This window comes from Vreelandella sp. 162(4c) (assembly GCF_058152265.1).
The window spans coordinates 1,083,893-1,096,954 of record NZ_CM176981.1 but is presented as its reverse complement, the minus strand read 5'-3'; the positions used below and the strand labels follow the sequence as shown (position 1 = coordinate 1,096,954).

9 protein-coding genes are annotated in these 13,062 nt (G+C 54.0%); 5 read left to right on the top strand and 4 right to left on the bottom strand.

Annotation, left to right across the window (positions count from 1 at the left end):
* Positions 1-3: 3 nt before the first annotated feature.
* The 4 genes from cynS to AC4EYZ_RS04885 are packed head-to-tail and all read right to left on the bottom strand — an operon-like array spanning position 4 to position 3,713.
* Entirely contained in the window at positions 4-444 is a 441-nt protein-coding gene (gene cynS / locus AC4EYZ_RS04900) for a cyanase (RefSeq protein WP_022520489.1), read from the bottom strand.
* Positions 437-1,396, bottom strand: a complete 960-nt coding sequence (locus tag AC4EYZ_RS04895; protein ID WP_022520488.1) for an ABC transporter ATP-binding protein — start codon at positions 1,394-1,396, stop codon at positions 437-439. The genes cynS and AC4EYZ_RS04895 overlap by 8 nt, the downstream gene beginning before the upstream one ends.
* A gap of 42 nt (positions 1,397-1,438) precedes the next feature.
* Entirely contained in the window at positions 1,439-2,299 is an 861-nt protein-coding gene (gene ntrB / locus AC4EYZ_RS04890; protein WP_022520487.1) for a nitrate ABC transporter permease, read from the bottom strand.
* A 1-nt stretch (position 2,300) separates the two neighbouring features.
* Complete coding sequence (locus AC4EYZ_RS04885) at positions 2,301-3,713, bottom strand: CmpA/NrtA family ABC transporter substrate-binding protein (RefSeq protein WP_022520486.1); 1,413 nt, start codon at positions 3,711-3,713, stop codon at positions 2,301-2,303.
* A gap of 341 nt (positions 3,714-4,054) precedes the next feature.
* Here AC4EYZ_RS04885 and AC4EYZ_RS04880 point away from each other — a divergent pair, with 341 nt between their 5' ends.
* The 5 genes from AC4EYZ_RS04880 (at position 4,055) to AC4EYZ_RS04860 (ending at position 13,042) form a co-directional block, all read left to right on the top strand.
* Positions 4,055-5,950: a sigma-54 interaction domain-containing protein gene (locus AC4EYZ_RS04880; protein WP_170834103.1), complete on the top strand. Its 1,896-nt coding sequence runs from the start codon at positions 4,055-4,057 to the stop codon at positions 5,948-5,950.
* 228 nt (positions 5,951-6,178) lie between these two features.
* Complete coding sequence (locus AC4EYZ_RS04875) at positions 6,179-7,648, top strand: TolC family outer membrane protein (RefSeq protein ID WP_022520484.1); 1,470 nt, start codon at positions 6,179-6,181, stop codon at positions 7,646-7,648.
* A gap of 76 nt (positions 7,649-7,724) precedes the next feature.
* Positions 7,725-8,996, top strand: a complete 1,272-nt coding sequence (locus AC4EYZ_RS04870; RefSeq protein WP_022520483.1) for an efflux RND transporter periplasmic adaptor subunit — start codon at positions 7,725-7,727, stop codon at positions 8,994-8,996.
* A complete protein-coding gene (locus AC4EYZ_RS04865; RefSeq protein ID WP_022520482.1) occupies positions 8,996-12,181 on the top strand; it encodes an efflux RND transporter permease subunit in 3,186 nt (1,061 codons plus the stop codon). Before AC4EYZ_RS04870 ends, AC4EYZ_RS04865 begins: the two co-directional genes overlap by 1 nt.
* Before the next feature lie 174 nt (positions 12,182-12,355).
* The gene (locus tag AC4EYZ_RS04860; RefSeq protein ID WP_022520481.1) at positions 12,356-13,042 is read left to right on the top strand and encodes a hypothetical protein; all 687 of its coding nucleotides are present in this window, start codon (positions 12,356-12,358) and stop codon (positions 13,040-13,042) included.
* The last annotated feature ends 20 nt before the right edge of the window (positions 13,043-13,062 follow it).

Here is a 13,062-nt window from a genome sequence, read left to right as displayed (position 1 = left end):
GTCTTACCAAGACTTATAGGGCAAAAACTTGCCGTTCATGGTGAGCAGTACCCGGTCGCCTTTGGGGTCTTCGATTTTGTCGACCTCCATAGTGAAGTCGATGGCGCTCATGATGCCGTCACCAAATTTTTCTTGCACTACGTCTTTCAGGGTCTCGCCGTAAACACCAACGACTTCATACAGGCGGTAGATGAACGGGTCTTGGGGAATCGCTTCATCCCAGGCTTTGGTGGGGAAAGCTACCAAAGCATCGGCGACATTGCTCTCTACGCCCAAGGTATCGCAGAGTTTATGTGCTACATCTGGGCTGGCGCTGTTCATGCCGTAGCAGGCGGAGGCCACCCAAACCGGTGACATACCCACGGCTTTACCAATATCGTCCCAGCTCATTTTTTTACGCGCTTTAGCGGCGAGCAGGGTATGACGCATTTCGAGCTTATCCATGACGAATCTCCTTAGGGGTAAACTTCACTAGTTTTTCTTCATGACCAGCGGCTGGGGTTGCCTCTGGTGGGTGAGTGGGCGCATCAACCGCTGCGTCCAGGTTGACTGGGTTAATCGATGGTGGGTACCGCATGCCTTGGGGTTCATTTTCCTGAACGCGAAGGTCGCCTGATCGGTTAACCAGAAAGTCGACCAAATAATTGCGGATGGTATAGAAGTGGGGATGCTTAATGATCTCGGCGCGGTTACGCGGCCGAGGCAGGTCGATCTCCACCGCCTCTGCAATACGTGCCTCTGGGCCGTTGGTCATTAAGAAGATACGGTCTGCCAACAGGATCGCTTCATCCACATCGTGGGTAATCATGAACACCGTTTGCTGGTCTTGAGTCCAGATTTTGACCAGCTCGTCCTGAATAACGCCTCGGGTGAGCGCGTCTAACGCCCCAAACGGTTCATCCAGTAGCAGCAGCTTTGGCTTGGTGGCAAAGGCGCGGGCAATACTCACCCGCTGGCGCATGCCGCCGGAAAGCTGGGAAGGCTTGCGATCAACGACTTCTTTCAACCCCACCAGCTCCAGGTACTTCATGCTGTGCTCGGTGACTTCGCGCTCGCTCCAGTTTTTCCAGCGGGCACGAACCCCAAAGCGCACGTTTTCCAAGGTGGTGAGCCAGGGCAGCAGGCTGTAGTTCTGGAATACCACGCCGCGCTCAAGTCCTGGGCCATTAATCTCTTTGCCTTCCATTACCATGGAGCCATCGGAGAACTGATCCAGGCCTGCCAGGGCATTCATAATGGTCGACTTACCGCAGCCTGAGTGGCCAATGATGCAGACGAACTCACCCTTTTGCAGTTGAAAGCTAACGTTCTCAAATACCGTTAGTGGTGGTGCTGTTTTTGTAGCGCCAGGAAAGCGCTTGGCGGCCTGCTGCACTTCAACAAAAGCGTGACTCATAGTTAACTCCTCTCGGTTGCTCTTTGTGTTCGCTCTCTTACTCTATTCGGCGTAGGTCACAAAGCGCGTCACATAGGCCAGGGACATGTCCAGCAGCATGCCGACGACACCGATCATTAAGATGGAGAAGATCACACTGGTGAGATCCAAGTTGTTCCACTCATTCCACACGTAGTAGCCAATGCCGGTGCCGCCAACGAGCATTTCAGCGGCCACTATCACCAGCCAAGCAATACCGATGGAGATCCGCATACCGGTTAGAATGGTTGGCGCCGCGGCGGGCAGAATGACTTTGAACGCGGTTTTCAGCGACGAGAGTTCATGGGTACGGGCGACGTTGACCCAATCTTCTCTCACCCCGGCGACCCCGAATGCCGTATTGAGAAGCATGGGCCATATAGAGCAAATGAAGATGACGAAAATCGCTGAGGCTTCGGAATCCTGGATGATGAATAACGCCAATGGCATCCATGCCAGCGGCGAAATAGGGCGCAATACCTGAATATAGGGATTGAGCGCCTTATACATCAGTGGCGACATGCCAATCAGAAAGCCGAGTGGAATCGCAATGGCTGCTGCCAGCAGGTACCCCGTAAGCACACGATACAGAGAGTAGCCAAGCTGAATACCAATCCCCTTATCGTTAGGGCCCGCATCATAAAAAGGGTTGGATAACTCTTCCCAGGCACGAACCAAAACTTCAGAAGGAGGGGGAACCTTGGCGGTTTCATTAGCACCGGCCATTAGCTGTTCGTACTCGCTTAGCTCACCAGCTCCACCGGTCAGAAGGGGAACATGATTAAGGCCTTCCCATATACCCAGGCCTAGAACCAAAAGCACCACAGCGAGCACACTGGCGCGTACGTTGAGACTGAAATTCCACTCAGTAGTTGTGCGATCCATGTTAGCTCCTCCCGATTGCAAAGCTCTCGAGGTAGGCTTCGGGTTGCGTGTAGTCAAAGGTTTTACCCATGATTTGGTAATTACGCGCGTTCTGTTCGGGGGCGTCGTAGCCCAGCTCGCGCATTACTTCTCGGGCATCAGTGGCGAGGTAGACGTCTCTTGCTACCTGCTGATAATCCACGTCCCCTTCGATGTAGCCCCAGCGCTTCATTTGGGTAAGGATCCATACCGCCATTGACTCCCAGGGGAAGGGGTCGAAATCGATGCGGTCAGGCACTCGTTGAACCTCACCCAGGCCATCGGCAAAGGTGCCGGTCAGCACCTGTTCGATAACGGTTACCGGTTGGTTGAGGTAGTTAGTGGGCGCAATCGCCTCGGCGATCTCAGAACGGTTGGCTGGGTCTGATGAGTACTGGGTAGCGTCGATAATCGCCCTCAAGAGGGCGCCGTAGGTATTAGGGTTTTCACGCGCAAATTGTGCGCTAGTGGCAAAGGCGCAGCAGGGGTGTCCGTCCCAAATATCCTTGGTCAGAAGATGGATAAAGCCGATGCGTTCAAATACCGCCCGCTGATTAAAGGGGTCAGGTGACAAGAAGCCGTCGATATTGCCCGCCCGAAGGTTGGCCACCATCTCCGGCGGTGGAATGACTCGGATTTGAATGTCCTGATCAGGGTCAAGGCCATGCTCAGCCACGTAGTAGCGTAGTAAGAAATTATGCATGGAGTACTCAAAAGGTACGCCGAAGGTAAAGCCTTTCCATTGCTGAGGGTCGCGTTTATCTTGATGGTCGTTGTGCAGCACGATGGCTTGCCCATTGATGTTCTCAACGGCAGGCATGATGAAGTGTTCGGGGTTGGAGCCAGCACCAAGGGTCATAGCCAGTGGCATTGGGGTAAGCATGTGCGCCGCATCGTATTCGCGGTTCAGCGACTTGTCTCGAGCCACGGCCCAGCCAGCGGTCTTGATAACGGATACATCCAAGCCATAGCGCTCGTAGAAGCCCATGGGGTGCGCCATGATGATTGGTGTGGCGCAGGTGATGGGGACAAATCCGATATTAAGCTGGGTTTTCTCCAGGGGGCCTAAATTTTCTTTAATCGCTGCTTTAATGGCATCCATGGGAAGCAAACTTGCTAATGCTGCTGCGGCCGTGCCGCCGCCAATCAACTTCATAAATTGACGACGATGCATGTCGCTGTGGCCGAACATACCGCGAACCAAGGCACTCTCCACCATACGATCCATCATTGCTTCAGTATCGGTGGGCGCTGAAGAGGGACCTGCCTGGACAGGCGTAATGGTGGTGTTACCTGAAGGCTGGCAGTCGTGACAATCACAGTGCCGCCCATGAATGAGAGATTGACGGTGGTCGAACGGGTTGCCGAGACTGCTGTGGTCGTTGTTGTCTTTCATGGACGTTCACCTCACAGGAGCAAAAAAACAGATGGCTGCGCCGTCTTGGTGCGTAATGGTTTAAGCATGCGGCGCTAACAAAGGCATTGCGAATTGCGTGCCAGTTAGGGCTTATTATCTTTAAGTGTTTGTTTATTAATTTATTATTTTAATTTTTAAAACTTTGAGAGGGGGCCTTTAAAAGGCACGAAAAATCGTAAATAACGATATTTCGTTGTTTATTTAACGAAAACTCGTAAGTGGCGCGGGAATTGAAAGCTAAAGAGAAGGATCATCTCTAAACATTGAGGTAATAGCCAATGGTAGGGCGAGTGGCTGCGCAGACCGAAGCTTCAGCACTTATGGGTGAGTATTCACCGCTTGCAATGATTGTTGTCGACCCGATTGCAGATCAGCTGCTAGCGGCTAATCCCGCTGCCTGCGAATTGTTGTGTATTGAAAGTGCACTTTCCTTAACGTCACCGTTTAGCCATCGTTTGAGTGCTTCACTGCCGCTATGGGTGAGTTTTACCGATGAGACACTGGTGCAAAAAACGGCCTGGTCGGATGACCTGGTGATGCTAGACATGCTGCGCCAGCCTTACCGGGTAGAAGTCTACGCCCAGCATATCGAAGGCTCTTCGCAGCTGTTATTTACACTGATTGATCGCAATAAAGCCGAGCAGCGGCGTGCAAAAGCAGAGTTAGGACGCCAGCACCGCCAGGGCGAGGTGGGCTGGCAGCGTGTCGAGCAAGTTTTCGAGCAGATTGAGAAGCAGAACCAGCTAATTCTGGGCGCAGCAGGCGAGGGCATTTACGGTTTGGATGCCGAGGGCAAAACCACCTTTGTTAACCCCGCCGCTGAGCGCATTCTGGGCTGGAGTACTGAGGATATGGTGGGTCATGACGCGCACCTCATGTTCCACCATACCCACGCTGACGGCAGCCACTTTCCAGTGCAGCAGTGCCCTATTCATGCTTCGTTTAGCGACGGCCAGGTGCATCACGTTGATAACGAAGTGTTCTGGCATAAAAATGGTGAAGCGATTCCTGTTGAGTACACCAGCACGCCGATTTTCGAGATGGGTCGTTTGGTCGGGGCGGTGGTGCTATTTCGCGATATTCGCGAGCGCAAGCGCGCTGAGCAGCAGCTGCGTGATGCCCTCGCTGAGGTAGAGTCACTCAAGCAGCGTTTGGAGCTAGAGAATGAGTACCTTCAAGAAGAGATAAAAGCGGAGCTTAACCACCGCGATATTGTCGGCAACAGCCCGGCGGTGGCAAAGCTGATCCAGCAGATTGAGCTGGTTGCCCCCACAAGTGCCAACGTACTTATCAGCGGCGAGTCGGGCACCGGCAAAGAACTGATTGCCCGCGCCATTCATGCGGGTAGCACGCGCAGTGATCGGCCGTTGATCCGCGTCAACTGTGCGGCTATTCCGAGAGACCTGTTTGAGAGCGAGTTTTTTGGTCATGTAAAAGGGGCGTTCACTGGCGCGGTACAGGATCGTCCAGGGCGTTTTGAGCTTGCCCACGGCGGCACGCTGTTTTTGGATGAGGTCGGTGAAATACCCCTGGAGCTACAGAGTAAGCTGCTGCGGGTGTTGCAGGATCAGCAGTTTGAGCGCGTCGGCGACAACCGTACCCGAGAAGTCGATGTGCGAGTGATTGCCGCCACCAACCGCGAGCTGCGTGACATGATTGACGCTGGCCATTTTCGCGAAGATCTCTATTTTCGCCTCAACGTGTTCCCAATCGATTCGGTACCGTTACGCAAACGAATAGAAGATGTGCCACTACTGGCACGGCACTTTTTACAGCGTGCCTGCCTGAAATTTAATAAGCCGGGAGTGCGCATTCCCCCGGCCCAGTTGGAAATTCTGCAGCGCTACCCCTGGCCGGGCAATATTCGTGAACTGGAGAACATCATCGAGCGCCAGGTCATCGTGACCCAGGATCGACGTTTGATGTTTGACGACCTGTTGCTAGGGGAGCCGCTGCCTACGACAGGCCTTACTAACCTGATGTCTACGGCGACCCAAGCCAGCGGGGAGCGACGTGAAGTAGCGCTGCTTACCGAACATGCGCTGAGTCAGCGCCAGCGGGAGAGCACGATTGCCGCTCTGGAGCAGGCGGGAGGTAAAGTTTCAGGGGCAGGTGGAGCGGCGGAACTGCTTGGCATAAAGCCCACGACGCTTGCTTCACGGCTAAATAAATGGGGCATCGACACACGGGAATTTCGTAAAAGAGCGCCGCATTAATCGCCAACGCATCATGCTTTGGACTAAGGTAAGCTGGAAGCGACTTGACAATAGGCTGTTCACACATTTTTCGATTGTTCAAGGCTAGCATACATACATGAATGTAACTATAATGCTCATCTTTCTGAGTGGCACCGTACTTTGAGTGGCACCGTGCTTTGATTGAATAAGTGCGCTGAGTGATTTAGTGCGTTCGCCAACCTGACGCTGATATCTAGAGGCAATCCCATGCGACTGGCACACTGGGCAGTCAATGCCCCTTTACGACCCTTACTATTAGCGGTATTCACCGCTTCTTTTGTATTGCCTGCTCAAGCTGCCGACCTCATCACGATTACCCGTGATGCGTTAGACAATAACGCTGCACTTGCCTCGGCACGCTCAGAATATTTGGGCGTTGAAGCAGGTAGAGATATTGCTCGAGGTGGCTTACTTCCCCAAATCAACGCGTCGGGCACTGTGGCGCATAATGAGCAGTATGAAAGCCAGGGTTCGACCCAAGCGGGAACAGGAATAGGTACTGGCACGGGGGGCGCGAGTGCCGGTGATGACCGTTACAACACCGTATCGCTCACCCTGGAAGCCACCCAAGCGCTCTATGATGAAGTGACCCGCCGACAAGTCACCCAGGCCGAGCGCCAGATTGACCAGCAGGTATACCTGCTGGCAGCCACTGAACAGCAGTTGCTAATCGATACAGCTAGCGCCTATTTCGACATTCTGCGTGCTTACGAAGTCCTAGAAGCGCGTTTTGCCCAAGAGCGGGCCATTGGCCGTCAGCTTGAGCAGGCGGGTGAGCAGTTTGAGGTCGGTTTGATTGCGATTACCGAAGTTGAGGAAGCCCGCGCCACCTTCGACCAGTCCCGGGCTGATCGCATTGCCGCAGAGAGCAACCTGCAGGTGGCTTTTGAGGCATTAGAGCAGTTAACTGGCCAGCGTTACGCCAGCATTGAAGCGCTGGGCGACAGCATGCCGATTGCACTTCCTGAGCCCAGCAGTCGTGACTACTGGGTAGAGCAAGCCCTTGAGCTTAACCCTCAAGTCTTGGCGCAACAGGCAGGTATTGAGGTATCACGTAGCGGTGTGGAAATTGCCCGTGCGGGACGGTTGCCCACCCTTCAAGCCTTTGGCAACTATCAGTATGGCGACAGTGATATTGATAACACCACCGGGAATGACTCCTCTAGCCAGGTGGGCATACGCGCTAATTTACCCGTCTACACCGGCGGCAGTACCAGCGCCAGCATCCGCCAGGGGACTTATCAACTGGAAAGTAGCCAGTATGATTTCGAGTCCCAGCGTCGTTCGTCGATCCAGCAGGTTCGCTCGCTATATACCCAAGTCAGTAATGATGTGGAGACTGTCGAAGCCCGCGAGCAGGCGATCGTCTCTAACCGCAGCGCACTTGAAGCCACTCGCGCCGGGTATGAGGTGGGCACCCGTAACATCGTGGATGTTTTGAACGCCGAGCAAAATCTGTATAACGCCATCGCCAACTACGCCGAGGCTCGCTACGACTATGTCGTCAATCTGCTTTCGCTGCGTCAGCAGGCTGGGCGCCTGGATGTGGATGCCATTGAGGAAGTCAATGCTTGGTTAACCGGTGATGAGGTGAACTTTACCTTGCCAGAGAGCGGCGGCAACGACCGCTATGAGCCCGCGCTCAACATCGGTGCACCGCCCCAGCCTGGCATGTAATTGCCCGTCGGTTGGAAGTGATTCAGGTGTGCACGTGCTATCGGTCACCTTAAAAAGATATATGGGAATTTAACGTATGAAGAAGATGATTCACTCACGCCGAGCGAGTCTGGTGACGCTAGTAGCTGCGCTGGCACTTTCAGCCTGTGGTCAAGAACAAACCGAGGCACCTCAACAGGGTGCCCAGCAAGAAGCCCCGCCCCATAAGGTCGAAGTGGCCGAAATGGCGCGTCAAGATATACCGCTGGATAAGTCTTATCCCTCACTGCTGCGCAGTGATGATGAAGTCACTTTGGTTGCCCGTGTAAATGGGTTTCTGGAGGAGCGCCACTTTGAACCCGGCCAGTTGGTGGAAGAGGGCGATCGTCTTTACACCATCGAGCCGGATCTTTACCAGGCAACGGTCAATCAGCGTGAGGCCGATTTACAGAGCGCCCGGGCGGAGCTTGCCCGCGCTCAGCGTGATGCCCAGCGCTTCGAGCAGCTGTTAAGCCAAAACTCGGTGAGTCGTCAGCAGTATGACCAGGCATTGGCTGACCAGCGGGTCGCCCAGGCGAGTGTTGCGCAAGCAGAGGCTGCCTTGACCAGCGCCAATCTGGATTTAGGCTATTCCCGGGTGACGGCCCCTGTCTCGGGTATGATTGGTTTGAGCCAAATTAACGTGGGCAATCTGGTTACCTCCGGTACCGAACTGGCGACAATCACCCCTCTGGATCCACTAGAAGTGCGTTTTCAGCTTCCTCAGCGTGACGCCTTTGAGCTTCGCCGCCAATTGAGTGAGGGTGGTGATACGTCTGATATTCGTGCTCGTTTAAGCATCCCAGGCGTGAGTGGGGGTAGCGATTCTGAACTGGAAGGTCATTTAGACTTCCTGGGGTCACGGGTGGATAGCGGCACTAGCACCGTGCAAGCGTCCGCAACGTTTGAAAACCCCGATGCGACCATATTGCCCGGCCAGTTTGTACGTGTACGTATTGAGGGCTTGAAGCGTTTTGACGTGATGGCAGTGCCAGAGATAGCCGTTACCCAAGGGCTAATGGGCCCGCAGGTGTTTGTACTGGATGACGAGGACAAAGCCCGTGAAAGGACTGTTTCATTGGGTGAAGTGGCTGGCCCGTGGCAGTTGATTCGTGAGGGTCTAGAGCCGGGGGATCGTGTGGTGGTCGGCGACCCTGCTGGTTTAGAGCCAGGCATGGCGATTGACCCTCAACCGTTTAGTGGTGATGCGGAGGCAGTGGTCGAAGAAGCCGAGCAAGAAGAGGCGCAGCAACAGGCCGAAGCGGCGCAAGAGATGGAAGCGGGGGCAGCCGATGGTCAGCCCGCTGAAGGAGAAGAGGGTGCGCAATAATGAACTTCTCTAACTTCTTCATCAGCCGCCCGATATTTGCCACGGTGCTGGCCATTATCGTGACGTTGGTGGGCGTTATGTCGATGCGCATACTGCCCATTGAACAGTATCCCAGCGTGGTTCCCCCAACGGTATCCGTTCAAGCGCAGTTCCCCGGCGCGGATGCTGAAACCGTGGCGCAAACGGTCGCGGCACCGCTTGCAGAAGCCATTAACGGCGTTGAGGACATGCTCTACATGACCTCCAACAGTTCTGATAACGGCGTTATGAGCCTGAGCGTGGCCTTCAACATCGGCACCGATGGCGATATTAATACCATCAACGTTAACAACCGTGTTCAAGGAGCGCTTTCACAGCTCCCTGAGGCCGTGCAGTCTCAAGGTGTGACCGTTGAACTGCGTTCAGACTCTATTTTGATGCTGTTAGCGTTAACCTCACCTAACGGTGACTACAATAACGTCTATATGCAGAACTACGCCACTTTGAATATTCTTGACGAACTGCGTCAGGTGCCTGGGGTGGGTAACGCAGAAGTGTTGGGCGGTGGTGAATTTGCCATGCGGGTCTGGATGGACCCCGATAAATTGGCCCAGTACGACTTGACGCCTAGCGAAGTGGCGAGTGCGATTAGAGTGCAAAATACTGAAATCCCTGCGGGTAGTCTGGCTGCTACACCCCAGAGCGATCCACGGGCTTACACCTATACGATTACCGCTGGCGGGCGTCTGAATAATGTCGACGACTTCCGCAACATTTACCTACGCACTAATCCTGATGGGTCATCGCTGCGCTTAGAAGATGTGGCACGCATTGAACTTGGCGCTTCTTTTTATGGTATCGACGCGCGTTTGAACGGCTCGACCATGACGCCGATTATTATCAATCAGCAGCCTGGTGCAAACGCTTTAGCCACCGCAGATGCCGTGCGCGCGACCATGGATGAACTGCAGGGGCGATTCCCACCCGGGCTTGAATATGTTACCCCCTACGACACGACGCTATTCATTGATGCCTCAGTTAGTACCGTCGTAAAAGTGTTTGTCGAAGCCTTCCTGATTGTTATCGTCATTCTGTTTATTTTCCTACAGAACTGGCGCTTTACCGTGATTGCCATGTCAGTGGTGCCGGTATCGGTCATAGGTACGTTCGCATTTTTCTATCTGTTCGGTTTCTCGATCAACCTGTTAACGCTGTTTGCGCTGGTGCTATCGATAGGGATAGTGGTCGACGATGCCATTCTGGTGGTGGAGAACGTCGAACGCGTGCTGAGTGAAGAAGATGATATCAGCGTACGCGATGCCACCATCCGGGCAATGAAGGAAGTTGGCGGACCGGTTATCGCAACGTCGTTAATCATGGCGGCCGTGTTTGTACCCGTGGCCTTTTTGGGTGGTTTTACAGGGCAAATTTACCAGCAGTTTGCACTTACCATAGCACTCTCTGTTGGGCTTTCGGCGGTAATGGCGTTGACCTTTACGCCAGCCCTGTCAGCTATTTTTATTAAACATAAAATTGCCGGTGCCGGTCAATCTAAGTTCAAGCGTGCGGTGAATACGCCGCTGCGCCTATTTGATCGTATGTTTGCCGGTATTACCGCCGTTTATATGTGGCTGGTAAAAGGTCTGGTGCGTTTTTGGGTGCTGGCGCTTGCGCTGACGGTGGCGACAGGCGTTGGCTCCTACTGGCTGTATGCCAATACGCCTTCAACGCTGGTGCCGGAAACCGACCAGGGTGTCGTGTTGGTGAGCGTATCGCTGCCAGACGCCGCATCGCTTGACCGCACCCAGCGCTACATGGCGAAACTCAGTGCTGAGGTTGAAAAAATCCCCGGTGTCGAATACTCCTCTGCTGTGGCGGGTTACGACATTCTTTCGGGGGCTGTGAATACGGCGCGTGGTGTTATGTTTATCAACATGCGCCCTTGGGAGGAGCGTGACCTGACGGCGGATGGTCTTGTTAGGCAGATTATGGGGCTGGGCGCCAGCATTGATGGTGGCTCAGCGATGGCGTTTAACGTGCCGCCCATTATGGGGCTTTCGACGACAGGCGGCTTTACCGGCTACTTGCAGTCCTTTGATGGCGCAACCACACGTGAGCTGTACGAGGCTTCGCTGCAAATTATGCAGAAGGCTAATCAGCATCCTGCCTTGAACCAAGTATTTTCAACCTTCAACGTTAACGTGCCGTCTTACCGCGCGAACATTGATCAGCAGAAAGCATTAAGTTACGGCGTGGCGCTGGAGAACATTACGTCGACGCTTGCTAATACCTTTGGTAACGGCTTTGTGAACTACTTCAGCTACCAAAACCGTAACTTCCAGGTCTATCTGCAAAACGAAGATGAGTTCCGCAAAACGCCCGAGGATCTCAGCAGTGTTTATGTGCGCGGCGGTAATGGTGAGCGCATCCCGCTGTCGGAGTTTGTCGAGCTTGAGCGTCAAACGGGAGCAGCCGTGGTATCGCGTTTCGGCGTGTATGCTGGTGCCCAGTTCCAGGGTGGTCCTGCCACCGGCTATAGCTCTGTTCAGGCGATTGAGGCGATGGAGGAAATCGTTCAAGAGACACTAGGCGCTAATTGGGGTATGGGCTGGACCGGGACGGCTTACCAGGAAGCAAACCAGGGCAATGCGGCAACGTTGGCTATCGTCTTCGGGTTGTTAATGGTCTTCTTGATTCTGGCTGCTCAGTATGAAAGTTGGTCGTTACCGCTGGCGGTATTGACCGCGACACCCTTTGCTTTCCTGGGTGCTATCGGCGGGATTGCATTGCGCGGCTTGGACACCAGCGTGTATGTGCAGATCGGTATGTTGGTGGTCATTGGCCTTGCGGCGAAGAACGCTATTCTGATTGTTGAATTCGCCGAACTGCAGCGCAAAGAGCAGGGTAAAACCATCCGTGAGGCGGCGATTTCGTCGGCTGAGCTGCGTTTCCGCCCGATTGTGATGACGTCGTTAGCATTTATCTTCGGTACCTTGCCGCTGGCGTTAGCCACTGGTGCCAGCGATGTGAGCAGCCACCATATCGGTACCACGGTCGCTGTGGGCATGCTTGCCGTTGCTACTCTGGGTAGCCTGTTTATCCCCACTTTCTACGCCATGATTGCGACAGCCTCTGATTGGTTGGGTCGCAAAATGAAGGGGAAAAAGCATGCTTCCAATCAGCCAGCGCTGGAGCATGACCACTAAGTTTTAGCCCCTAGCGGATAAACCAATGTGTAAAGAGATGGGTGCCACCTTCGGGTGGCACCCTTTTTTTGTCGTGATGACCTAAGTCAAAGTAAAAGTGGCGCTGGAAAGCTAATGTCGACTAAGCTGAAAGTACAATACATCCCTGGCTAAGTACCGGGGGAGGAGGACGCCATGAACGAGCTACTGCACGCAGCGACGCAATTCCCGAGCATTGTATTTACGTTTCTACTTGGGTTATTAGCGCTCTACTGGCTATTAGTGATTATCCGTTTAGCCCCCTTAGATCTCTTTGAGCGCGATAGCTTAAAAGAGGATCATTTGGCTAGCACGTTAGTCTCTTTAGGCTTTGCGGGCGTACCAGCGACGCTGGCATTAACGGTCATTCTAACCATTGCGGCGGCACTCACCGTCGCGATCGAGCTACTAGTGTTGCGCTGGCTGCCGCTCGGTTTAATACGTATTCCGGTCGGCGTGGTGGTGCTCTGGGCCACGTTGGTGGTTGCCTCGCCCGTGGCGGCTGCGCTTTGTAATGCGTTACACCGCGTGCTGCATCGCTACCGCCCCTTTACCCGGCGGTGTTTGCTTGGCCAAACGGTAGTGGTGACCGAGCGCCAGGGGGAGGGCGAACAGGCGTTTGCGGTAATTGATGATGAGCCTAACAGCACAGTAAAGCTGCTCAGCAAACGCGACGCCTTACCTGTACAGGGCGAGCGCCGGGTATTGGTGAAGTACCTGCCTAAAGAGGGGGCTTACCGCAGTGTCACTGAGCAAGAGTATCTGGAGACACGTGTTCGTTTGAATAAACTGCGGTTAAGCAAAAAACATCACCCTGCTAGCCATTACTCGGCCTCTCACTGAGTTATCACGCGCATTGAGGG

Excerpts from the sequence above, each read along its gene's own strand:
- cynS (WP_022520489.1), bottom strand. The coding sequence starts at position 444 with ATGGATAAGCTCGAAATGCGTCATACCCTGCTCGCCGCTAAAGCGCGT.
- AC4EYZ_RS04895 (WP_022520488.1), bottom strand. The coding sequence starts at position 1,396 with ATGAGTCACGCTTTTGTTGAAGTGCAGCAGGCCGCCAAGCGCTTTCCT.
- ntrB (WP_022520487.1), bottom strand. The coding sequence starts at position 2,299 with ATGGATCGCACAACTACTGAGTGGAATTTCAGTCTCAACGTACGCGCC.
- AC4EYZ_RS04885 (WP_022520486.1), bottom strand. The coding sequence starts at position 3,713 with ATGAAAGACAACAACGACCACAGCAGTCTCGGCAACCCGTTCGACCAC.
- AC4EYZ_RS04880 (WP_170834103.1), top strand. The coding sequence starts at position 4,055 with ATGGGTGAGTATTCACCGCTTGCAATGATTGTTGTCGACCCGATTGCA.
- AC4EYZ_RS04875 (WP_022520484.1), top strand. The coding sequence starts at position 6,179 with ATGCGACTGGCACACTGGGCAGTCAATGCCCCTTTACGACCCTTACTA.
- AC4EYZ_RS04870 (WP_022520483.1), top strand. The coding sequence starts at position 7,725 with ATGAAGAAGATGATTCACTCACGCCGAGCGAGTCTGGTGACGCTAGTA.
- AC4EYZ_RS04865 (WP_022520482.1), top strand. The coding sequence starts at position 8,996 with ATGAACTTCTCTAACTTCTTCATCAGCCGCCCGATATTTGCCACGGTG.
- AC4EYZ_RS04860 (WP_022520481.1), top strand. The coding sequence starts at position 12,356 with ATGAACGAGCTACTGCACGCAGCGACGCAATTCCCGAGCATTGTATTT.